The 21,810-nt window shown below is 69.0% G+C and carries 20 protein-coding genes; 9 read left to right on the top strand and 11 right to left on the bottom strand.

Annotation, left to right across the window (positions count from 1 at the left end):
* A partial coding sequence (locus AB0K15_RS46480; RefSeq protein ID WP_364067301.1) for a GAF domain-containing sensor histidine kinase occupies positions 1-1,904 on the top strand: 1,904 nt, incomplete at its 5' end.
* A 1,102-nt stretch (positions 1,905-3,006) separates the two neighbouring features.
* Here AB0K15_RS46480 and AB0K15_RS46475 read toward each other — a convergent pair.
* A complete protein-coding gene (locus AB0K15_RS46475) occupies positions 3,007-3,375 on the bottom strand; it encodes a DoxX family protein (protein ID WP_364067299.1) in 369 nt (122 codons plus the stop codon).
* Positions 3,376-3,481: 106 nt separating this feature from the next.
* Between AB0K15_RS46475 and AB0K15_RS46470 the strand changes: the two genes are divergently transcribed.
* Both AB0K15_RS46470 and AB0K15_RS46465 read left to right on the top strand, forming a co-directional pair.
* On the top strand, positions 3,482-3,853 hold the full coding sequence (locus AB0K15_RS46470) for a helix-turn-helix domain-containing protein (protein ID WP_364067297.1): 372 nt from the start codon (positions 3,482-3,484) through the stop codon (positions 3,851-3,853).
* Positions 3,854-4,295: 442 nt separating this feature from the next.
* Entirely contained in the window at positions 4,296-4,772 is a 477-nt protein-coding gene (locus tag AB0K15_RS46465; protein WP_364067295.1) for a hypothetical protein, read from the top strand.
* A 409-nt stretch (positions 4,773-5,181) separates the two neighbouring features.
* Here the strand turns inward: AB0K15_RS46465 and AB0K15_RS46460 are convergent, their stop codons facing one another.
* The 3 genes from AB0K15_RS46460 to AB0K15_RS46450 all read right to left on the bottom strand — a co-directional run bounded on the left by AB0K15_RS46460 (position 5,182) and on the right by AB0K15_RS46450 (position 8,440).
* Positions 5,182-6,102: an NADP-dependent oxidoreductase gene (locus AB0K15_RS46460; RefSeq protein ID WP_364067293.1), complete on the bottom strand. Its 921-nt coding sequence runs from the start codon at positions 6,100-6,102 to the stop codon at positions 5,182-5,184.
* Between the two features lie 125 nt (positions 6,103-6,227).
* Positions 6,228-7,643 (bottom strand): PLP-dependent aminotransferase family protein, encoded by a 1,416-nt coding sequence (locus AB0K15_RS46455; RefSeq protein WP_364067291.1) that lies wholly within the window; start codon positions 7,641-7,643, stop codon positions 6,228-6,230.
* Positions 7,644-8,257: 614 nt separating this feature from the next.
* Positions 8,258-8,440 carry a hypothetical protein gene (locus AB0K15_RS46450; protein WP_364067289.1) on the bottom strand — a complete coding sequence of 61 codons (183 nt, stop codon included), beginning with the start codon at positions 8,438-8,440 and terminating at the stop codon, positions 8,258-8,260.
* Positions 8,441-8,520: 80 nt separating this feature from the next.
* Between AB0K15_RS46450 and AB0K15_RS46445 the strand changes: the two genes are divergently transcribed.
* Positions 8,521-9,033, top strand: coding sequence for an NUDIX domain-containing protein (locus tag AB0K15_RS46445; RefSeq protein ID WP_364067287.1), 513 nt, complete (start codon positions 8,521-8,523; stop codon positions 9,031-9,033).
* Positions 9,034-9,252: 219 nt separating this feature from the next.
* Here the strand turns inward: AB0K15_RS46445 and AB0K15_RS46440 are convergent, their stop codons facing one another.
* The 6 genes from AB0K15_RS46440 to AB0K15_RS46415 form a co-directional block, all read right to left on the bottom strand.
* Positions 9,253-9,729: a (2Fe-2S)-binding protein gene (locus tag AB0K15_RS46440; protein ID WP_364067285.1), complete on the bottom strand. Its 477-nt coding sequence runs from the start codon at positions 9,727-9,729 to the stop codon at positions 9,253-9,255.
* Between the two features lie 9 nt (positions 9,730-9,738).
* On the bottom strand, positions 9,739-12,069 hold the full coding sequence (locus AB0K15_RS46435; protein ID WP_364067283.1) for a molybdopterin cofactor-binding domain-containing protein: 2,331 nt from the start codon (positions 12,067-12,069) through the stop codon (positions 9,739-9,741).
* A gap of 165 nt (positions 12,070-12,234) precedes the next feature.
* A complete protein-coding gene (locus tag AB0K15_RS46430; protein ID WP_364067281.1) occupies positions 12,235-13,434 on the bottom strand; it encodes a helix-turn-helix domain-containing protein in 1,200 nt (399 codons plus the stop codon).
* A gap of 532 nt (positions 13,435-13,966) precedes the next feature.
* On the bottom strand, positions 13,967-14,458 hold the full coding sequence (locus AB0K15_RS46425) for a hypothetical protein (protein WP_364067279.1): 492 nt from the start codon (positions 14,456-14,458) through the stop codon (positions 13,967-13,969).
* Positions 14,459-14,870: 412 nt separating this feature from the next.
* Positions 14,871-15,389 carry a hypothetical protein gene (locus AB0K15_RS46420; protein WP_364067277.1) on the bottom strand — a complete coding sequence of 173 codons (519 nt, stop codon included), beginning with the start codon at positions 15,387-15,389 and terminating at the stop codon, positions 14,871-14,873.
* 78 nt (positions 15,390-15,467) lie between these two features.
* Positions 15,468-16,319, bottom strand: a complete 852-nt coding sequence (locus tag AB0K15_RS46415) for a methyltransferase domain-containing protein (protein WP_364067275.1) — start codon at positions 16,317-16,319, stop codon at positions 15,468-15,470.
* Positions 16,320-16,390: 71 nt separating this feature from the next.
* On the opposite strand from AB0K15_RS46415, the gene AB0K15_RS46410 reads away from it, so the two are divergent.
* The 3 genes from AB0K15_RS46410 (at position 16,391) to AB0K15_RS46400 (ending at position 17,553) form a co-directional block, all read left to right on the top strand.
* Positions 16,391-17,023 carry a helix-turn-helix domain-containing protein gene (locus AB0K15_RS46410; RefSeq protein WP_364067273.1) on the top strand — a complete coding sequence of 211 codons (633 nt, stop codon included), beginning with the start codon at positions 16,391-16,393 and terminating at the stop codon, positions 17,021-17,023.
* A 117-nt stretch (positions 17,024-17,140) separates the two neighbouring features.
* A complete protein-coding gene (locus tag AB0K15_RS46405; protein ID WP_364067271.1) occupies positions 17,141-17,401 on the top strand; it encodes a hypothetical protein in 261 nt (86 codons plus the stop codon).
* Positions 17,398-17,553: a hypothetical protein gene (locus AB0K15_RS46400; protein WP_364067269.1), complete on the top strand. Its 156-nt coding sequence runs from the start codon at positions 17,398-17,400 to the stop codon at positions 17,551-17,553. Before AB0K15_RS46405 ends, AB0K15_RS46400 begins: the two co-directional genes overlap by 4 nt.
* A gap of 456 nt (positions 17,554-18,009) precedes the next feature.
* Here the strand turns inward: AB0K15_RS46400 and AB0K15_RS46395 are convergent, their stop codons facing one another.
* Positions 18,010-18,456, bottom strand: a complete 447-nt coding sequence (locus tag AB0K15_RS46395) for a MarR family winged helix-turn-helix transcriptional regulator (protein WP_364067267.1) — start codon at positions 18,454-18,456, stop codon at positions 18,010-18,012.
* Between the two features lie 86 nt (positions 18,457-18,542).
* Here AB0K15_RS46395 and AB0K15_RS46390 point away from each other — a divergent pair, with 86 nt between their 5' ends.
* Together AB0K15_RS46390 and AB0K15_RS46385 are read left to right on the top strand one after the other, a co-directional pair.
* The gene (locus tag AB0K15_RS46390; RefSeq protein WP_364067265.1) at positions 18,543-19,439 is read left to right on the top strand and encodes an alpha/beta hydrolase; all 897 of its coding nucleotides are present in this window, start codon (positions 18,543-18,545) and stop codon (positions 19,437-19,439) included.
* 668 nt (positions 19,440-20,107) lie between these two features.
* Positions 20,108-20,926: an SAM-dependent methyltransferase gene (locus AB0K15_RS46385; protein ID WP_364067263.1), complete on the top strand. Its 819-nt coding sequence runs from the start codon at positions 20,108-20,110 to the stop codon at positions 20,924-20,926.
* The last annotated feature ends 884 nt before the right edge of the window (positions 20,927-21,810 follow it).

The following is a 21,810-nucleotide window of genomic DNA, read 5'->3' as shown; positions in this document are numbered from 1 at the left end:
GGTGGCTGGCCGGTGTGCTGCGCGGCGGAAGCTCGGATGCGATTGGTGCGGCGGATCCCACCGACCGGTACGCCGACAATCCGATGGCGCTTTTGTACGCGCATCTCACCCGGGCGCTCGCCGCCGCCGTCTTCGGCGATCCATCCGGCTTGGCACAGCACACCGCGGCGGCGATGCCGCTGCTACCGGCCATCCTGGGCCACTACACGACCGCCGTGGCCCGCCTGCTGCGTGGGTTGGCCCTGGCCGGGCAAGCCCGCAGCACGGCCGGCGACGAGCGCGCCGCACTGCTGGCCGAGCTGGACGAGACGACGCGGTGGCTGGCTGCACGTGCCGCAGCCGCGCCGGACAACTTCCTGCATCTGCAGCGGTGGCTGGAGGCCGAGCGGGCCTGGGCGGTGGGGGATGTCCGGGCCGCCGAGCTGGCGTTCGACGCTGCGCGCCGGGAGGTCGCCGGCCGTGCGCGGCCCTGGCACCGGGCGTTGATCACCGAACGGGCAGCCCGTTTCTATCTGGCCCGCGGCCTGGACCGCGTCGGTGGTGAGCTGCTTGCCCAGGCCCGCCAGACCTATGCCGCCTGGGGCGCGAGCGCGAAGGTCGACCAACTCGACTGGGCCTACCCCACACTGCGGCCACACTCCGACGCGACCACTGGGCTGAGCGGCGACCAGCCCGCTCATCTGGCGCAGCAAACAGGCCCGGTCACCACCGGCACCCTGGACCTGCTGGGCATCCTGGCCGCCTCCCAGGCACTGAGCTCCGAGACCAGCATCGAACGCCTGCGCACCCGCGTCGTCGAGGTCCTCAGCGCGCTGACCGGCGCCACCGGTGTGCAGCTGCTGCTGTGGAACCCCGAACGCGACGACTGGCTGCTCCCCGCTCCCGACAGCGACACCGGCACCACCGACATCCAAGACACCACTCAGATCGCACGCACCGCCCCGAGCGCCGCCGGGGAACCCGTGGTCCCGCTGTCGGTGCTGCGTTATGTCCAACGCCTCGGCGAATCGGTGCTGGTCGCCGACGCCACCGAGGACGACCGCTTCGCCCGTGACTCCTACTTCTCCGACCTCGACTGCTGCTCGCTGCTGGCCGTGCCCATCCTCAGTCGTGGCAGCCTGCGGGCGGTGTTGCTGCTGGAGAACCGGCTGATCCGCGCCGCGTTCACCGCCGAGCGGCTCGACGCGGTCAGCCTGATCGCCGGGCAACTGGCCGTCTCCCTGGACAACATCCAGCTCTACGCCGAGCTGACCACCTCACGTGCCCGCATCGTCACCACCGCCGACCAGACCCGCCGGCGCATCGAACGCGATCTTCACGACGGCGCGCAACAACGGCTGGTCTCCCTCGCTCTCCACGCCCGCACGGCACAAGCATCAGCACCTCTCGACACCACTGAGCTCCGAAACCAGCTGGACACTCTCGCCACCGAAGCGATCACCGCACTCGACGAACTGCGCGAGCTCGCCCGCGGCATCCACCCGGCCATCCTCGCCGAGGGCGGGCTGCACCCGGCACTCAAAGCCCTGGCCCGCCGCTCGTCGATCCCGGTCGAGCTGGACGTCACCATCTCGCGGCGGCTGCCCGACCAATTCGAGATCGCCGCCTACTACCTGGTCGCCGAAGCCCTGACCAACACCGCCAAACACGCGCACGCCACCACCATCGGCGTCACGGTCGAGGCCACCGACCAGGACACCGGCGACGTCCTCCGCGTCTGCGTCCGCGACGACGGCCGCGGCGGCGCCGACCTCACCCGCGGCACCGGCCTCATCGGACTCAAAGACCGGGCCGAAGCACTCGGCGGCCGACTCGTGGTCCACAGCGCCCCCGGCGCAGGCACCACCCTGCACGCCGAACTCCCCCTGCCACCCGCCCACAAAGCCCGGGACCGCCGAAAGTGACCAGCGGCAGCGAGAGCAGATCTGCTTGTCGACGGCGAGGCCGAGACACGAGCAGGTCCCGCAGGTCAGGCGCGGCTCTCCAAGAGCTGGAGCGGGTGGAACGCCTGGCTGGTCCAGTGGAGTGCCGACAGCGCTACCTGCCATGAGGAGTCCGTTGGCGAACTGGCCGGTGGCGACCAGGGCGCCGCCGACGACTACTACTACTGCGACGACCAGCAGCACGCTGATTGCGGCTGTCACCAACGTTTTGATCAGCTTCACCATGTTGTCTGTGCGCGCTTTGCCGCTAATCGTGTAACCCAGCAAGGCGCAGATGGTTGGCGGGGGTCGCTCACCCTTCCCCGGTATCGCCGGCTTCGTCACGCCTTTGCTTCTTGGCTCCGCTGTGCCTCTGGCGCGGATAGCTCATTTGGTTGTGGCTGCTCGCTCCTACTGTCAGCCTGCGTGGTCGCAGTCGGTCGACCGTGAAAAATCCTGTCAATGACAGCGTTGAAACGATATCGACGACCGCAGCCGGGCTCGCCGAAAGCTGTCGACGCCCGCCGACCGGGTAACCGGCCGCCGATCACGGTCACGCTCGGCTTGAGCTTGACAAGTTCAGTGAAGCCAGCCATCCAGCTGGGGCTCGAACGCGAGCGACCAGCCCGGGCGCAACCCTGGAACCTCCCGGCCCGGCTGGGCCAGGGGCAGGCCGAGAACGAACGCCGACTGGAGCACGAGCCCACCCGGCGGCGGGGACTCCCGTCGGCCGTGGTCAGCTGGCGGGAGAGCAGGCTTGGAACATCACCCGCCACCCCGACCTTGCGGTTGGGCGCCAGAACGGGCCCGGCTCGGTTGTCGATTCACTCTGACGGAGCAGGTCCAGTCGGCTCTGGGCGAGAAGCAGGACTCAGGGCTGCGCGAACATCGGCGGGCCGGGTATTTGCAGCGCTCGGCGGCCTGCTCAGCGAACGCCCTTGCGGATCGCGACGGAAGACTGCATGCAGTGCAGCACCGTCCATAGGTCCATCGACGGCGCCATCGAGGAGGGGTGACGCTGACTTCGGCCTGAGCGTCGGGAAGGCTCTGTTGCTGTTGGCTCCGTCAGCCTGGGATCGATCGGTCAGTCGAGGAAGCGGCCGATCGCGGTGAAGGCGGCGAGCAGTAGCAGGAGCATGTTGGCGGGCAAGGGTTGGCGTTCGTTGCGGACCAGGTGTACGCGGAGCGCGCCGACCTGCACCACGGCCAGGCCGATCGCGGCGATCGGGGTGAGGATCGGGGCGATCCCGGTCAGCGAGGGCAGGGTCACGCCGAGGGCGCCGAGGATCTCCACCAGGCCGACCGCTTTCACGCCGGCGTCCGACGAGTCCTTCATCCAGTCGAAGTTGCCTGAGGTGACCAGCTGCTCGCGTGGCCGCACGGCCTTGAGGCCGCCCGCGGCGAGGTAGACCAGTGCGAGCAGTCCCTGGGCGATCCACAGTGCGATGTTCACCGTATTCCCCAATCCTTACCATTTGTGTGTAACCAGATCGTCTGTGCGCGTAGGGCCGGGCACAAAAGGCACAGCGATGTATGTGTCCAGGAAAGGAGGCTCAGGTATGGCGAAGGTCACACGCGAGACGGACTCCCCGCCGCGAATCCGGGAGGGCGGCGCGGTGCGCGAGGTGCTGGACCGGATCGGCGACAAGTGGAGCCTGCTGGTGATCGGCACCCTGCGTTCCGGCCCGCTGCGATTCGGTGAACTGGAGCGGGCCGCTGCCGGCATCTCGCAGCGGATGCTGACGCTGACGCTGAAGCACCTGGTCGAGGACGGTCTGGTTGTGCGCACGGCCTATGCCGAGGTGCCGCCCCGCGTTGAGTACGAGGTGACCGAGCTGGGCCGGTCACTGGTGCCGCTGGTGATGGCGCTGGCCGAGTGGGCGATGGCCAATCACGAGCAGATCAATGCCAACCGCAGATCCCACAAGTAGATCTTGATCCGATCTGGAAGTGGCATGCGCCGCAATGCTTCCGTGGCTGTATGGCGACTTCGGCCAGTCGGCACGGCAGCTCGGCGTCCACCTCACGACTTGGCGGCTTCGTCGCAGAGCGGGCCCCAGCTGATCCGGCTCTCAACCAACGGGTTGGTGCCAAGCTTTCTCGATCGCTCAGGTCGCGGTCGCCCGACTGTCCGGTGCATGACCAAACTTGCACGGCGTTGTCGTGACGCTGGTGGCGATCTTGTCGTCACAGCGGAAGGAGTCGTCATGGTCGCGTACCGTCCCCCGATCTCTGGTACTGGCGCATCGAGTCCGGTCTCGGCGGTTCAGCGGAGTCATCGGCAGCCGTCGGGTCGTCACGAGGTTTGATCTCGCGCTTCGAGTCTGGTCTCGGGAAGATCCTGATCTCTCGGGCGTCGGGAGCGCGCAGCGCTTGGCCGCGGTGCTGGCCACTCGGAAGTACGCGCACCACGACCAGGTGCTGTTCGCGTTGCTGCGCCGGGCGGCGACGCTCGGGAACGACGGTGTGACTGCGGCTGAGATCGTGCTGAACGCGATGCTGCCGGCGGTCCCCGGGATCACCGGGAGGGTGATCATGGCGAGCCGCACGGCGGCCGCGGCGTCGCGGTCGCTGCTTCGGCAGCTTCAGGTTGTAGCGGATCTTGCCCTCGTCCGGAACCACTTGTCCCCATCGTGGAAGCCGGATGGTGGGGCGGTGACGTCCCGCTCTGCTTCGTCGAACGCCTTCACTCGGCATTGGCGTGAGAACTACTGGCTGAGTGTGACCGCGGCGCGGGACCGTTTCGGCGCGTCGCCTCTTAGTCCGATCAACAGTTCTGTGCACGGGTGCCTGGCGGAGATCACCGGCTGCGTGGTGTCGTGGGACGACGTGATCGCGAAGTCGAAGTAGCTGCCCAGCCAGTACGCGCTCCGGCGATGAGCAGACGCTGCTGACGTGAATGGCATCTCGCGGAGCGGCTCTGGGGCTCGATAGGGGCCCACGGCAACGGGTGACCCTCGACTTTGAGCCTCGCCTGGGCAGGTGACGGAGGTTCTCAGCCAACGTCTAGTAGTCGGTCCGCCGTTCCCGCCGCTGAGAAAAACGGCGAGAAACACCGCCGCTGCCTGCGCTTTCTCCCCGCTCGGCGGGCCAGGATGGGCCGTTTACCGAAGTGCTCGACAACGGGTCTCAACTTGACAATTCCTGACGAGATCGTCTCTATTTCAGGAAATGTTGCCCGCAAACGATTGCAAGCGCGACCGGACGACCGGGTTGCGATGTGCGGCAACCCGGCCGGCCCCTTCCGTGACTGCGACGCCTAAGACTCGTGGACCACGACGATCGGCTTCCCGCCGCCTTGCCGTCCGGAGGCGAAGGCCTTCGGTGCCTCGGCCAGCGAATGGCGCGACCCGATCGGCACGCGAAGGCTGCCTTCGCGCACGAGCGCGACCAGCTCGGCCAGGCTGGCCCGGTCGGCTTCCACGACGAAGAAGACCGACCGCCCGTAACGCGGCTCGACTTCCGGCGGGGCGGCGATGGTAACGAGCGTGCCACCCGCCCGCACCAGGCCGGCGGACCGCACGCCGATCTCCTCGCCGAACACGTCGAGAACCACGTCGACCTCGCCGACGTCTTCCAGTCGCTCGTTCTCCAGGTCGACGAACGCGTCGGCACCCAGGTCGAGGGCGTCCTGACGATTGCCGGCGCGGCCCGTGCCGATCACGGTCGCGCCCGCTCGCTTCGCCAGCTGCACCGCGAGCGAGCCGACGCCCCCGGCGGCGCCGTGGATCAGCACGGTCTGCCCCGCCTCGAGCCGGCCGTGGTCGAACAACGCCTGCCACGCGGTCAGCCCGGAGATCGGCAACGCGGCACCAACGGCGTGGTCGACGTCGGCCGGCAGCGGCGCGAGGTTGCGGGCTTCGACGGCGGTGAACTCGGCGAGCGACCCGTCGCGGGTCCAGTCGGCGAGCCCGAACACGCGCTGCCCGACGGTGAGCCCGGTGGTGCCGTAGCCGAGCTCGGTGACGACACCTGACAGCTCGTGACCGGGCACGCTGGGTGTCCGGTCCCGGCCCGCCCGGTCGGTCCAGGTGCCCGGCCACTCCAGCTCGCCGGAGGTGAAGCCGGCCGCGTGCACTCGCACGATGACGTCGTTCTCCGCGGCGTGCGGGGCCGGGCGGTCGGTCAGGGTCAACCCTTCGACCCCGGCGGCGGGGTCCTTGACGATGATGACTTTCATGCTGAGTCCTCGTGGTGAGCGGGCAACGGGTGGCCGCGGGCGTTCGCCGGCCTGTCCGCGAGGCTAGCTCCGGTTCGGCGCGGCACCTGGGTCCACTTGGGACGCGCGAGCGGGGACCACTCTTGTTACGCGAGCGCGCGGACCAGCGCGTCGAGAACCCCCGACCACCCGCTCGGCGAAGGTGCGGCGAAACCGATCACCACGCCGTCGCGGTCCGAGGCGGCGTCGGGATGCCGGAAGAAACTCAGGGGTTCGACCGTCAGCTGCTCGGCGGTGATCCGCTGCACGAGTTCGCGGCCCGTGCGCCCGGGTCGTTCGAGCAGGACGTGCAATCCCGCGGCCATTCCCGCCACGCGCACTTCCGGCGCGTGCTGGGCAAGCGTCTCGACGAGGTGCCGGCGCCGGTGGCGGTACTGCGCGCGCATCGACCGGATGTGCCGGTCGTAGGCGCCCGATTCCACGAACTCGGTCATCGCCAGCTGGTTCACGAACCCGACGGTTTCCTCCGTGTCCCCCTTCTGGGCGATGATCGCGTCGACGAGGCGGTCCGGCACCACGAGCCAGCCGAGGCGCAGGCCCGGCGCGAGCGATTTGCTCGCGGTGCCCAGGTACAGCACGTGATCGCGGTCGAGTCCCTGCAGCGCGCCGACGGGGGACCGGTCGTAGCGGAACTCGCCGTCGTAGTCGTCTTCGATGACCAGCGCGCCGTGTCGGCGGGCCCACTCGACGATCGCAGCGCGCCGGTCGTACCGGAGCGCGACACCCAGGGGGAACTGGTGTGAGGGGGTAAGAACAACAGCGCCGATCCGCGATGACCCTTCGAGTGCCGAGGGGTCGACGCCGTCCGCGTCGACGTCGAGGGGAACGGTTTCGAGCCCGGCGTCGGCCAATGTGCGGCGCTGGGCCGGCAGGCCGAACTCTTCCACGGCCACGCGCGTCACCCCGGTCGCCGCGAGCGCGGCCGCGACGAGCCGCAACCCCTCCGCGGCGCCGCTGCACACGACGACGTTGCCGGCGTGCGTGCGCAGGCCGCGGGCGCGTGCGAGGTACCGGGCGAGAGTGTCGCGGAGTTCGCCTCGGCCGCGGGGATCCGCGTAGCCGAACGCCTCGAACGGCGCGGTGCCGACCGTCTTCTTCACCGCGCGAATCCACTCGTCGCGCGGGAACGACGACAGGTCCGGATGGCCGGGCCGCAGGTCGTGCCCCGGCCGCGAGCGGGTCTCCGCCGGCCGCGGCCGAGCTCGTTCGCCGACGAATTCGGCCACCCGCTCCGAAACTTCGGTGCCGGAACCCTGAAGCCCGGTCAGCCAGCCCTCGCTGATGAGCTCGGAGTAGACCCGGACCACGGTGTTGCGGGCCACCTGGAGGTCGGCGGCCAGGGCGCGGCTCGACGGCAGCCGGGTCCCGGGCGCGAGCCGGCCGGCGCGGATCGCGTCGCGGACCGCGTCCATGAGGCAGGCCCGCACGTTCCCGTCGAGCCGGCCCAGGTGCAGGTCGAGGCCCGTCGTCCTGGGGCCGCGCTCAGCTGCTCGGTCGGTCACGGGTCAACGATACTGACCGGCCGGGATGATCGAGTCGATCACCTGATCCGGTGATCGCGTTCTCGCGAAGTTCGAGCGCGCGGCCAGTCGAAACGATCAGTTGCGTCTGTTGGTCGGCGGGATCGGGCAGGAAAGATCCGCAATTCCAGCTGAGCTTCCCGAGGAATCGCTGCTCACGTTTGCAAGGAAAATCTGTACCGGCCGGGTTGCAACATCGAGGCGTCCGTCGAGGCCGTTGATCGATGTGACCCAAGACCAGCCACCGGGTGGCGTGGTGACTCACCCACCACCACTCACCGCGATGGAGTTGATCAGGATGTTGAGACACATCAGGCCCGTGTTCCTCATCCCGGCGACGACACCCCGGCAACCCGGGCGGAAACCGCCCCTCCGGGGAGCAACCCGAGCCCAGTGGGTACGGTCGCGCGTCGTATCCAGCGTTGGCGGCGCTGACCAGGCCAGCTACACCGACCCCACTGCGCCCGGCGCGGTCTGCACGGCACAAGTGGGCAGCCTGGCGCAGGGGCACGTCGTGCTCGATCACTGACGAAACTGCCAAGCTGGTCTACGCCCGGGGTCCTCGTCGCCACCGTGCCGGCGGCCGTCGAGACCGGTCACTCGGCGGGCGGAGTTGATGGGGGCGCGGCGGAGGAACGGTGGCAGCCGGGGTGCGGTGTGATCATCCACGGTGTGATCGTGTCACGGGTCAGTGCCCGGCGCGTCCGTTCTCGTGTTCGCTGCTTGAGGATCGATCGAACGGACGGATCGGCAAGGCCCGCATCGACGGCGATGATCATCGCGATCCACCCCGTCACCAAGATCCTCCCGTGCTGTCTGTCGGTTCGGCGATCGGCCGGGCGCCTCTTACGCTGGCGGGGTGAGCGACTCTGCGGATAGCCGTGCCGCGTTTCAGGTCCTGGTGTTGCCGTACCGGCACACCGCGCAGGGCGCGGAGTACGCCTTGTTCCGACGGGCTGACGTCGGCTATTGGCAGGGTGTCGCCGGCGGTGGCGAAGCGGGCGAGTCCCCGGTGCACGCCGCTCGGCGGGAATCCGCTGAGGAGGCCGGGCTGGTCGGTGACCGCGAGTTCGTCGCGTTGGACGCGCGGGCCACGATCCCCGTCGTCGACGTGACGGGGGAGTTCACGTGGGGCCCGGACGTGCTGGTGATCCCGGAGTACGCGTTCGGTGTCCGTGCCGAGGACACCGAGGTGACGTTGTCGCATGAGCACGTCGAGTTCGCGTGGTTCACCCTGGCCGACGCGGCGGCGGCCGTGCAGTGGGATTCCAACCGAACCGCCCTGTGGGAACTGGACCACCGGCTACGCCGCACCGTGGCCCAGCATCGCCGCGGTGGCTCTCCCCGACTCGCACCGGGCATCCTCGACTAATTCCGCGCCGGGGCCTGCTCCGGGGTGAGTCCGAGTTGTTCGCGTGCCAGGCGGAATCCCGCACGACGTCCGGCTATCGGTTCGTGTGCCTGCGCGTTTTGGATCAGCGCGATGCGCGGGTGGCCCTGGCGGACCAGCCCGCGCACCGCCCTTCTTCTCGGTCACCCTCGGGGCCTTGACTGGGAACCATGGTGCGTCGCGGTGTCCCAGGAGCCGGGGTCACATGTTCTTCGCACCGTCCACAATGGCCTCACGGATGCGGGCGTAAGTACCGCAGCGGCAGATGTTGCGGATCTCGTCGAGGTCGTCGTCGGTGAGTTCGCGGCCGGAGGCGCGAGCCTGGCGGACCTTGGCCACCGCGGCCATGATCTGCCCCGGCTGGCAGTAGCCGCACTGGGCGACGTCCTGCTGCAGCCACGCTTCCTGCATCGGGTGCAGGTCCTTGCCCACGGTCGCGGGCAGACCTTCGATCGTCGTGACCTCGTCGGAGGGCGCGATTTTCGAAATGGGCACCGAGCAGGGGTTGAAGGCCTTGCCGTTGATGTGGCTCGTGCACGCCTTGCAGACGTCGAGCCCGCAACCGTACTTCGGGCCTTTCACGCCGAGGCGGTCGCGCAGCACCCACAGGAGCCGTTCGGTGTCCTCGGCTTCCACCGTGACCTGCTCACCGTTGAGCTTGAAGGTGTGTTGTGGCACGGAGAACTCCTAGTAGGCGTAGTCGAGACCGTCGACGGGGGAAGGTGGGGTGGAGGGTTCCAAAGGCAGCGGCTCGAACGAAAGCGTGCCGTGGTTGATCGGGAACGAAGTCGGCATCTTCCCGGTGGCCCGCGCGTACGCGCAAGCGACGGCGGCGAACGACGGCGCGACCGCCAGTTCCCCGGCACCACTCGGAGTGTCCGAGGTGTTCGGCATGATCACGACCCGCGTCTCGACGGGGGTGTTCCACTCGCGAGTGTAGAAGTAGTTGTCCCAGCTGCCTTCCAGCGGGATTCCGTCCTTGATGTGCAGGCTGGAGGTCAGGCACATCGCGATGCCGTCGTTGAGGCCGCCGATCATCTGCGCTTCCAGGCCACGCGGGTTGATCGCGAACCCGGGATCGACCACCACGAGCGCCTTGGTCACCCGCGGACCGGTCACCGCCTCGCGGACTTCCCGGTTCACGGTCTCCGGGCGGCAGTCGATCTCCACCAGAACCGCCACCGCACCCCGGTACTCCGAGTGCAACGCGATGCCCTGGGCGGTGCCCGACGGCATCGACCGGCCCCACTCACCGACCTGGACGGCTTTGTCGAGCACGGCGCGCAGCCGGGAGTCCTTGAGGAACTCTCGCCGGAACTGCACCGGGTCCTTGCCCATCTTCTTCGCCAGCTGGTCGACCACGAGCTCTTCGGCCGTGACCACGTTCGGCGAGTAGATGTTGCGCATGCTGCCGGTGTTGAACTTCAGCGGAATCTCGTTGAGCAATTGCGTGGTCACGCCGAAGTTGTACGGAGAAGACTGCGTCAGCTCGAAAATCGACTCCGCGAAGCTCAGGTTGCCCGCGATCGGCAGCTTCGCCGCGGTCGAGGTGAGCATCTCGCCGAGACCGTGGCTGAACTCTGTCTGCACGCTGGTGTGCCGCTGCTCGAAACTGACCACATTGCCGAGCGCGTAGGTGGCGCGCACCCGTGAGACGCACATCGGGTGCACACGGCCCTGCCGAAAGTCGTCGGTGCGCGACCACATGAGCTTGACCGCTTTGCCCATCTTCTTCGACGCCTCGGCGGCTTCGAGCGCCGCGTCGTGGAACAGGTGCCGGCCGAACGAGCCACCGCCCTGGGTCACGTGCACGGTAACGGCGCTCTGGGGCAGCCCCACCGCCTGCGCGATCTGCTGCTGCGCGACGATCGGCACCTTCAAACACGACCAAATCTCGGCGCGGTCCGATCGGACGTCGGCGATGGCAGAACCGGTCTCGAGCGGACTGTTGCTGGCGAACGCGAAGGTGAACTCCGCGTCGAGCGACTGCGTCAGCACGCCCGGCACAGCCAGCGGCAGCTGCGCGGCCTTGAGCTTCTTCAGCACGGTCGCGTCGGATTCACCGTCGACGGTGCCCGGACCCCACGTCACCTTCAACGCGCGGATGGCGTCGATGCACTGCCCGAACGTCTCGGCCCGCACGGCCACGCCGTGGGAGATCGCCGCGATGTCGGTGACGCCCGGCATCGCCTTGACGTCGGCCTCGTTCTGGATCGAGCGAACCGTGCCGTTGATCGTGGGCGGCCGGGCGACCATCGTCGGCAGCGCGCCGGGGACGTCGTGGTCGAGGGTGTACTTCTTGCGCCCGGTCACGGCCTCGTAGGCGTCGATGCGGTTCTGCGCGGTGCCGAGCACCTTGAAGTCCGCCTGCGACTTGAGCTTCGCCGTGGCGCTGGTGGTCCTCACCGCGGCAGCGGCCTTCGCGAGCGAGCCGTACGGCGCCTGCTTGCCGCTGGTGTGGTGGACCACCCCGTCGGCGGTGCGCAGTTCCGACTCGGGGACTCCCCACTGCGCGGCGGCCGCCGCGACCAGCCGAGCCCGGGCGATCGCCGAGACGGTGCGGACCGGGGTGAAGATGCTCCGCATCGAGTTGGAGCCGCCGGTGAGCTGGTTCATCAGCAGTTCCGGGCGGGCGTCGGCCAGCGTGACGTCGACCTTCGACAGCGGAATGTCGAGCTCTTCGGCCACCATCATCGCCACCGCGGTGGTCATGCCCTGGCCCACCTCGGCCCGCGGCACCGCGAACGACGCGCTCCCGTCCGTCCCGATCTGGACGGTGATCAGGCCGGACGTGGGAGCGGCGGCGAGGTTCTGCAGGTCGCCGAGGTCGAAGAGGTCCTCGGGTTGTGGGAGGGAAGGGAGTGCGGCCTCGGCCTCCTGCGGCGCCAGTCCGGTCTGGGCGATCTGCGCGGCGACGGCGAGCGTCGGCGCCGCCAGCACGAAGCCGAGGAAACGGCGCCGGTCGATGTGCCGTGGCGCATCCGGAGCGGGCCGGGCGTCGTGGTCCTGCTGTGCCATGGGCGGCGGGTTCCTCTCGAACGACAGTGTCAGAGAAGTGATCAGGGAATGCGGGGGGTGTTCGGATTGGGCCGCAGTGTTACACACCATCGCTCGCCACAGCTATGACCTGCGTGCCTACCTTTGGCGTAGTGCCGTTGGGCGATGTGCACACCGAGCCTGCAGTCACGACCGCCTACGCGGCGGCAGAACCGGGAGGGCACGCACGACCAGGGCCAGCTCGATCGGGATTTCACCACCCGGCAGGCAGCGCCCGGTCAGCGCTTCGATCCGACGCACGCGGTTGAGCACCGTGTTGCGGTGGCAGTGCAGCACCTGCGCCGCCCGTGTGGCCGATCCGCCGGTCTCCACCCAGGCGGCGAGCGTCTGCAAGAGGATCCGCCGCTCCTCATCGGGCAGGTCCAGCAGTCCGCGCAGCCACTGCTGTATCAGGGAGCCGGTGAGCTCCGGAGAACTGAGCAGCAACGCTTCCGGCAGCCGCTGGGCGAGGCAGGCAACTGCCGGCTTGTCGTGCGGGACGGTCCGCAACGCGAGCACCGCTTGCCGGTAGGCGGTGTGCACTTCGGCCAGTCCATCGACCACCAGCGAGACACCCGCAGACCCGCGGACGGCGGTGAGGGTCTTCATCAGATCCGCGGTGTCGCGCCCCGGCAGAGAGACCAAGCCCACGAGCGCGTCCGCGCGAACCTGCCACGCCGACCGGAGGCCCGTTTCGTCGAGTTTGCGTCCGAGTGTCTCGGTGAGGTCGCTCGTCGCGAACCGACCCTCGGCCGCGACGGCCGCGTACGGGCCCTCCACCGGCAGCCGGATGATCCGGCCCGCCTCATACGCGAACGCCGCGTCGGAAGCCCGGCCTTGCAGCAGGCCCTCCCACAGCGCCGCGCGGCGTTGTTCGTCGGCGCGGACCAGGGCCCGCTCGGCTGCGTGGTAGGCGGCCGCGACCTGGGACGAGATCGCGTCCACCAGCTCCCAGACGTGGGTCGCGAGGTCGAGCAGATCGTCGGTGTCCGCTTCGTCCTCCGCGCGGGCCTGCGCGATCAGCGCCTGCCAGACCATCCGCCCGCCGATGCGGAACGACCTCAGCAGGTCGTCCAGCGGCAGCCGCTGGTGCGCCCGCCGCTGCCCGGTCGCCCGTGCCGCGTCGTAGAACTGCGCGACGCGCTCCGCCTCGTCGCCGTCCTGGCTGACCAGCTGCAGCACGCGCTCGAGGTTGTCGTGGCACGACTTCCACAGGTCGTCTTCGGGCACGACGTTGAGCTGCCGGTAGCCCGGGTTCTGCTCGTTGATGACGCGGACAAGCTCATCGGTCAGGTCGTCGACCCTGGCCAGCACACTGCTGGCCAGCATGTGCGCCGCCGCAGGCATGTCCGGCCGCCCCCTCCACTCTGGATCCACCACTGCCACCGCTCGTGAACCGCTCGACGGGCCGACCCCGACACCCGCCGACAATCCCGGCGCCTGGGTCGCGGACTCCGCGTCGACTGGTTCCCAGGGAGTATCGGCCAGCGGTTCCCCCGCCGCAGATCCGGTACCCCGTCAGCGGCGTTGTCCACGAACGCGACGGCGGACGGAGCGTGCCAGGATTCAGGCGCCGGCGACCACGGGATCGCGGGGGTGCGCCGCTCAGACAGGCCGTCTCCTCAAAAGCCGTTCGCCGCCGCGAAGGTCGATCGCGCTGTCAGGAACGCGCGTCTGCGCGTCGATTCCGTCATGCGGGGGAAGTGGGGCGCGGTTTGTCGGCGCGTGTACCGGTGTCCGGGTGGCTCGGGCGGTCCGGCCGGTCCGTTGCGGGCGACCTGCAGCGCCACCGTGTCGAGCCCTCGAAGATGCCGACCTCCACCGCCGCACCCGGCCAAGGATCTCGCCCATTTCCCGACGTCGACGGGCCGCTGGCGGGTCAGTGGGGGAGGGGCGGCGTATGGCGTTGTCTGAAGTCTCGCGAGCCGCTGGCGAGGCTCTTGAGGTCGAGCGGCGTGGCGTGGTCGGCGACCAGTGGCACGGTGTCTTGCCCGACTTGGGCGATGCCGCGCACGAGCAGTACCGGGCTGTTCAGCCACACCTTGCGCCACAACGTTGACCGGACTACGGGGCGACATGCCATGGGGTTGGCCGAGTTTCGCGTAGCCGAGGTGTGCGAGGCGGCCGTTCGACGCGGAACTGCGGCGATCTGGCGTGCCGCAGGGCTGGGCCCTGCGGGGTGTCCGCTATGGAGCATGCCGTGCGGTTCGTTCCGGTGGTTGTGGGCCATCCGGCTGTTGGCATCGGGAAAGTTCGCGTCCGTGATCTGATGCTGACACGGGCTGTTCATGCCGAAGCTCAAGAACGCCGTCGGCGCCGGCACCATCACACTGCCGGCCGCCCGCACGGCGATCAAGAACAACTGGACCACGCCCTGCAGGTCACCGGAATCGGCTGAGTCCCACCGCGATGTCACCGTGTTCAGTCCCAGGTGCCGTGCCGTTTCCTCGACTGCGCCGCCGATCCGCCAGGCTGCGGTGCGCCGCTTGGCCGTGTCGGTTGTTCAGCTCTCGCAGCTTTCTGCGTGAGCGGCGGTGTCGGGCCGCAACTTCATCGTCTGGCCCAACTCGATCCTGGCGCACGTGGTGTCTTCGGGGCCAAGGCCAGCCGTTGGCGCCACCAGAGGCCCGAGCTCACAGTCCTGCCCTGGCCGACAGCTCGGGCGCGACGCCGCGCGCGGCCGGCAGGCAGCGGAATGGTCCGTACCACGGTCCGCTTGGCGGCCCGTCGGGCAATGCGTCGGTGATCTGCCGGGGCTCCGGTCGTTTCCCGGCCGCTGCTGGTCAGTCCCAGCAGTTGAACAGCAGTTCGCCCAGGGTGGCGGGCCGCCAGTGGCGTACCTGGGTGCGTTCGGCCCGGGCGAGGTTCGTCAAGTCCAGCTCCTCGACCGGTGTCGCGAGTTCGGCTTGGCCGAGCACGCGGAACCCGGCCAGGGTGAACTGTCCCGCCCAGTCCGGCGGCTCATCGAAAGTCTGTGGCGATTCCCAGCCTTGTGGTGGTGTCGAGGGAAACGCGACGACGGTGAGGTGGGCGTGGCACAGGATCGTACGGGACCATCCGTGGCCGGTGATCGTGGCCGCGTGGAAGGTCGCCATCGCGGGGCGGGTTGCCGCACCGACGTGGCCGCCTGCGGTCCTCGCTGCCGCGAAGCAGGCCGCGCGGAAGCGGGTCAGGTCCGTGCTGGGCAACGGTTTTGCACCCGCGTCCCGAAAGCCCGTCGCGCCGCGGTCGACGCGCCATGGCCGGCCGCCGGTCAGGGCGGCCGGTGCCTTCCGGTGCTCGGGATTCTTGCGCGCTGCCACGCTGGAATCCTGCCAGGCCGGTGCACCGCGGGCAGCTGCTCGCCATCCGCGACGGGGAGTGCCGTGCTGGTCAATGGATCAGCCGAGCTCGCCGCGCGGGCGGGCGGCGTCCACGAGCCAGACCGCGCCCGGGATGCGGACTCCGGTCGAGGTTTCGTAGGCGGCGAGCCCGGTCCGCAGTTCGTCGCGGATGCTGTCGACAGCGAGTTGGTCTTTTCCCCGAAGATTGAACCGCACTGGTCCCTGGCTGAGGATGAAGTCGGCCGCATCGCCGGCGTCGTGGCCGTAGTCCATGAGTGCCTCGACCGGTCTGATGTTCGCGTCAGTGAACCCTGCCTGGTCGAGTACCGCGCGAATGCGGGCTGGGTCGACCAGGGAACCCATCCCGCGTGCGGCCGGCGACGGGCTGTGCAGGTGCGGGTTCAACGCGGAGGTGGCGCGCGCGTAGGGGCTGTCGGGGCCACCTGCCTGCGGCCCCATGAAGACGAGTCGGCCGCGTGGCCGCAACGCGCGGCGGATGTTGGCGAAGGCGGCGACGGGGTCACTGAAGAACATCACCCCGCCGCGGCTGATCGCGAGGTCGAAGGCGCGTTCGGGAAATTCCTGGACCTGGGCGTCGCCCTGCTCGAATTTGACGTTGGCAATTCCCTCTCGCGCTGCGTCGGCCTGAGCGCGGTCGAGCATCGGCGCCGAGAGGTCTACGCCGGTCACGTGCCCGTGGGACGCCCGGTGTGCTGCCTGCAGTGTCACCTGGCCGGTTCCGCAGCCGATGTCGAGGACGCGGTCGCTCGCTCTGATGGCGGCGGCTTGAAAGAACTCGTCGGTGAACGCGGCGACGATCGCGTTGTAGCGGGCCGGGTTCTGGGCCCAGTGGACGCCTTCCCAGCCATTCCACGCGTCGGCGTGCCGGGTGTTGGCGATGTTCTGCATGGAATCCTCCATCGCTAGATCTCTCACTAGAGTCTCACTCTAGTCATGTCTACTAGAGTTAAGCTCTAGCCATGAGTGAGGTCAAGGACGGGGGAACGCGAGCCCGCAAGGCGCGGGAGACGCGCATGCGCATGCTGGACGCCGCACGGGATCTGTTCCTCGAGCGCGGCTACGGCGCGACGGCGCTCCAAGCGGTCGCCGACCGGGCCGGGGTCGCGGTGCAGACGATCTACTTCACCTTCGGCACGAAGCGTGTCTTGCTCAAGGAGCTGGCCGACGTGGCGATCGCCGGCGACCAGGAGCCCGTCGCGACAATGGACCGCCCGTGGTTCCGCGACGCCCTCGCGGAGGAGACCGCCGCCGATCAGCTGCGCCTGCATGTCCGGGGCACCCGCGAGATCCTGGACCGGGTGGCCCCGATCCTCGAAATGCTGCGCGCCGCCGCGCTTGCCGACCCCCAGATCGCCGCGACGTGGGACGGCGAGGCCGACCCCAGGTTCACCGTCCACGCTGCCGCTGCCCGATCGCTGGTGACCAAACCGGGAATCCGCGCCGGTTCGGATGCGGGGTACGTGGCCGATGTTCTCTTCGGGCTGCTCAGCCCGGAGCTGTACTTGATGTTGGTCCGCGATCGCGGCTGGTCACCAGAGAGCTGGGAGCGCTGGGCGCTCGACACTCTCAGCGGCCAGTTGTGCGTGCCATGAGGCAGCAGAGCGAGTCGGGTCTGCATCGCCTGCTCCTGAAACAGCGGCACCCCAACGTCCGCTCCAGCGCCGGGGCGAGCAGCGGGTCCTAACCTGGGCGACCGCATCGCCGCCGCGTTGTCCGGTGAACAGCTGCGGCTGGCTCTGGAGGGCACGGCCGCCCCCGAGCAGGCCGCCGCGCTGGTGCGGTCGCTGGAGGACGGCGGCGTCGGCGCCGTCCTCCAGCGTGGCCGGACGGCGCAACACCTCGCGCTCGTCCACCGGGAACTGAGTGCCGAGCCGGGCAACCCGGGGTGCGGTGCGTCTCGTCGCCGCCCCGGTGCCTCCGGCGGGCTGGTAGTGGTTCGTGAGGCTGTAGTCGCGGGTGATGGCGGGTGAGTCTAGGAGGCAGTCCAGGACACGGCAGGAGTTGTAGTACATCGCCGTTCTACGGCACCAAGAAAACCTTCACCGGGGACATCGACGCCGACGGCGGCACCGACCTCGTCGCGGTGAACGACACCGACATCTGGGTGTTGCGCTCGCAGTAGGACCCGCCAGTCCTGCAGATCAAGCGCCGATCCCTCTCGGCCTTTCTCGGCGGCACCGCCGAGGAAGGAGAAGGCCACGGCTGAGCAGGACGAGGCGAACGCTGGGTTGCCGGCGCCCGCGCAGCTGCGCGGCCTGGCCGCTCGACGGCGCGCCGTCGAGCTCGGGTTCACCGGGGAAGGGTAGGCAACGGGACGCCGGGTTCGCGGGGCAAGAACATGACGACCAAGGCACCACACGAGACGGACGACGACTTCCGGGCCACCCTGCCGGATGCCGCCCGCCGCTGTGACCTTCGCGAACCCGGCGCGACGGTGCCGTTGGCGATGCCCCCGTTCGGCAGAAGGCCGGTGCGATCGTGGTCGACCTCGCGCTCCACTTGACGATGGCGATCGTTCGTTTGGAGGAGTGCCCCGTGCTTGTCGGCGGCGCGGGCGGGATCGCTCGGGTGCTCCGCTTCAGCCGGCGGGTGTGCCGATCCTGTCGTGTTCGAGCGCGGTCAGGAGTTGCCGCAGCGCCTGCGCGGCGTCGTGCAGCTGCGTGGGGTCGAGGGCCGCGTGGATGAGCGCGCCGATGGTCTCGAACGTCTCATCCGCTTCGTGGACGAGTTGCGTGGCGATGTCGGTGAGCTCCAGCAGCGAGGAGCGGCGGTCGGCGGGATCGGGAACGCGCCTGACCAAGCCGCGCCCTTCGAGGCGGTCGATTCCCTTGCTGGTCGCTCCGACGCCGATGGCGAAGAAGCCCGCGAGGTCCCCGACGCGTGCATCCGGGTGGTCGCGCAGGTAGCGCAGGAACTCGTACTGCGAGGCCGCGATCCCGTGGCGGCGGCGCAGCCGGTCGTTGAGCGCGTTGTACAGGCGGGTCTCGCACCGCACCAGGTCGCTGAAGAACGTCGCCGTCGCCACCCCGCCACCCCCTTTGGATGCCTGGGCATATATATTACCTTCCACGGCATATAAGCTACCGGTAGTGCGCCGAAGGGGAAGATTCAGTGAGCAAGGAACAGCGCGAAGCCATCGCCGCCCTGCTGGGGCGGGGCCCGCAGGGGTTCGAGCCGCAGCCCGTCGAGCAGATGCGGGAGAACTTCGCCCGCATGATGGCCCAGTTCACCGTCCCGCAGGTGCGTGCCACCGGCACCGAGCTGGGCGAACGGCCCGCGGTCCTGGTCGAGCCGGAAGGCGAGCAGCGCCCGGGCACCATCCTGTACTTCCACGGCGGGTCGTTCTCCCTCGGCTCCCCGCAGACGGCGATGGGCCTGACCGCCGGCCTCGTCACCCGCACCGGGTACCGGGCGCTGTCGCTGGACTACCGGCTCGCGCCGGAACACCCTTTCCCCGCCGCGATCGAGGACTGCCTCGCTGCCTACCGGGCGCTGCTGGAGGACGGGGTCAACGCGCAGTCCGTCGCGTTCGCCGGCGACTCGGCCGGCGGCGGCCTGACCGTGACGACCACCCTCGCCGCGCGGAAGGCCGGACTGCCGGTGCCCGGCGCCATCGTCGCCTTCTCTCCCGGCCTGGACCACACCCGCACCGGCACCACCATGACGACGAAGGCCGGCATCGACCCCTTCTTCACCCCCGAGGGCATGGCCCACACCGGCGAGATGTACCTCGCCGGGCAGGACCCCCACCAAGAACTGCTCGCCCCGGCCGTCCTGGCCGATCTGACCGGCTTCCCTCCGCTGCTGCTGCAGGTCGGGACGAATGAACTGCTGCTGGACGACTCGGTGCGACTGGCTCAGCGTGCCCGCGACGCCGAGGTCGACGTCATCCTGGACGTCACGGCCGGCGTGCCGCACGTCTTCCAGTCCTTCACCGGCCAGCTCGACGAATCCGACCAGGCCCTCGACCGCGCCGCCCTCTTCCTCACCCAGCACCTCGACGCCTGAACCAGCGCCCGACCCCGGTTGCCGACGGCCGAGGGCGAAGGCACTGCCCAGCGCCGCGTCGGGCTGCTGATCCGCTCCGGCCCGCCGTCGTTGTCCTCGTCCAGCTCAGGCAGATCGACACCGCCTGCTCCATGAACGGCGGGCCCCGCCCCGCACCGACCATCGGCGTCGGCGGCCACCACCACGATCGGGTGACCAACGGTCAGTACGGGAAGCCGGCCTGAGGCTCCAGATCGAGGCGGGTCTCGGGTCGTTGGCGCCGCGGCGCGATGTTCACCGCCGTCAAAACCCTCCACGACGGCGTGGGGAACCCTTGCGCGTCGCCCGATTGGGGACGAGGTGCTCCAACTGGTCGACGCAGACACACACCGGGCGTCCCGTCAGCGTCGCACCGTGCCACCCGACGGGGACACCCATTACCGCCTGACGTGCCTCCTCCGGACCTGGATCAGCCCAATGAGGTCGTCAGGCAGGTGCTGCGCACGGAAGTCCCCGATCTGGCGGTCGAGGTCGGGGACTGCCGCGACGTTCTCGCTCAGCCGGCCGGGGCAGACGCGAAGCCTTCGCGTGCGAGAAACCCCAGAGTGCGCGGATGACACCCAGGTTCCTCAGTGCGGTGGCCACCGGTCAAAGTCGAAGCGCAACCGCTTAGCGGTACGTTGCTACTCATGAGCGAGCTCGACGACGACTTTGCGATGGTCATCGATCCGACCGTGCCGAGTACCGCCCGGGTCTACGACGCGGGCTTGGGCGGCAAGGACAACTACGAGGTCGACCGGGAAATGCTGCGCAAGGTCCAAGCCGTGGCACCCGAGGTGACCGAACTGGCCATCGTCGCTCGAGAATTTCTGATCCGCGCCGTACGCTTTCTGGCCCGCGACATCGGCATCGACCAGTTCCTCGACTGCGGTTCCGGGCTACCCACCGCCGAGAACGTCCACGAGGTCGCACAACGCTCCAACCCCGACGCGCGCGTGGTCTACGTCGACAACGATCCGGTGGTGCTCGCCCACGGCCGGGCGCTGCTGGCCGACAACGAGCAAACCCACATCGTCCGAGGCGATATCTTCCAGCCCGCGAAGCTGCTGGAAGATCAGACCGTGCGCGGCGAGCTCGACTGGGACAAACCCCTCGCACTGATCCACTCGATGAGCCTGCACTTCTGCGCCGACGACCCGGCCGCCGTACTGCGCGACTACCTCGAGGCACTGCCGTCAGGTTCGTATGTGGTGCTCAGCCACGCCCTCGACCCCGAAGACGACGAATACAGCGCCGTCGCCCGCAACATCGAACGCGTATATCAAGGCGCCTCCTCAGGGCGGGTCCATTTCCGCACCCGCGCCGAGATCAACACCATGCTCGCCGGACTCGAGCTACTCAAGCCCGGCCTGGTCCAGCCGGCCGACTGGTGGCCCGCGGGCCCCCGCATGCAGCCACTCAAACTGTCGGATCACTGCCTGCTCGCAGGCGTGGGCCGCAAACCCTAACCGAGCCGCCGACGCCGCGGCAGATACGTGACCGCGGTGCCCCTTTTCGCGTTTCGCCGAGCCAACGTCCCTCCTCGAACACGGCCCGGGCGCGGGCGGCGTCATGGAAGTCGGGCAGGATCGGCTCCTGGACGGCGAATTGACGCCGGCACCAATCCTGAAGGCGGTCTTGCCAACGTGGCCCTCGTGGAGCGGCGTCTGAAGCGAATGCTGACAGAGACGTAGCGCTGAAGAGGTCGCGCGGGTCGGCTGAGTCGCGGGTCTGCAGCGTCAGTACTCGCACAGGCACTGGGCGACCTCGAGCTTCTCGACCGCGCCTGGGCGGCCTGACGACGACTCGAACACGAGCGTTTCCGTCGAGTGCCGAATGTGACTCTGAGTATGTGGGCCCCGAATGCGTCCGGAAGGCCGTGTTCCGGGTTTCGCGCTTCTCGGACACAGGTCGCCTCGCAGCTCCTTGCATCATTCCTCGCCAGCCGTGCGTGAGTATCCGAGGCCGTGAGGTTCGCGAGTCGGGGCCCTGGTCCACGTCGAGGTACTCGTCGGCGGCCACCCGACCGCAAATTTCCTCTATCTGCTCGGCGGGCGCGTCGTGAGCGGCTTGGCCGAAGTTGAGATCCCTGGTGCGGGCACCGTCGCCCTTGGTCGCCTGCGGCCCGGGAAGCCCGGGCAGTTCCCGACCGTGGACTTCGTCGTGCTCGACCTGGTGAGCCGTCGCTTTCGGCTTGAACTCACCGTTGAGATGTTCATCCAACGTAGTGAAGCCGCGGCTGGAAGGCACGAGTTCCCCGTGCGCGAGGACCGTCGCCATACGCCTGCGGGCCGAGAGGATGGTGAGGGTCGGCCGATGAGATGTGAAAAGACTCGCGGTATGCAGCCATCTG

The sequence above is a fragment of the Amycolatopsis sp. NPDC049253 genome (genome assembly GCF_040678995.1).
GTDB lineage: Bacteria > Actinomycetota > Actinomycetes > Mycobacteriales > Pseudonocardiaceae > Amycolatopsis.
The sequence above is the reverse complement of the archived record's forward strand: the minus strand, read 5'-3'. Positions and strand labels throughout refer to the sequence as shown.

Excerpts from the sequence above, each read along its gene's own strand:
- AB0K15_RS46435 (WP_364067283.1), bottom strand. The coding sequence starts at position 12,069 with ATGGCACAGCAGGACCACGACGCCCGGCCCGCTCCGGATGCGCCACGG.
- AB0K15_RS46430 (WP_364067281.1), bottom strand. The coding sequence starts at position 13,434 with ATGCCTGCGGCGGCGCACATGCTGGCCAGCAGTGTGCTGGCCAGGGTC.
- AB0K15_RS46470 (WP_364067297.1), top strand. The coding sequence starts at position 3,482 with ATGGCGAAGGTCACACGCGAGACGGACTCCCCGCCGCGAATCCGGGAG.
- AB0K15_RS46385 (WP_364067263.1), top strand. The coding sequence starts at position 20,108 with ATGAGCGAGCTCGACGACGACTTTGCGATGGTCATCGATCCGACCGTG.
- AB0K15_RS46450 (WP_364067289.1), bottom strand. The coding sequence starts at position 8,440 with ATGATCATCGCCGTCGATGCGGGCCTTGCCGATCCGTCCGTTCGATCG.
- AB0K15_RS46415 (WP_364067275.1), bottom strand. The coding sequence starts at position 16,319 with ATGCAGAACATCGCCAACACCCGGCACGCCGACGCGTGGAATGGCTGG.
- AB0K15_RS46460 (WP_364067293.1), bottom strand. The coding sequence starts at position 6,102 with ATGAAAGTCATCATCGTCAAGGACCCCGCCGCCGGGGTCGAAGGGTTG.
- AB0K15_RS46410 (WP_364067273.1), top strand. The coding sequence starts at position 16,391 with ATGAGTGAGGTCAAGGACGGGGGAACGCGAGCCCGCAAGGCGCGGGAG.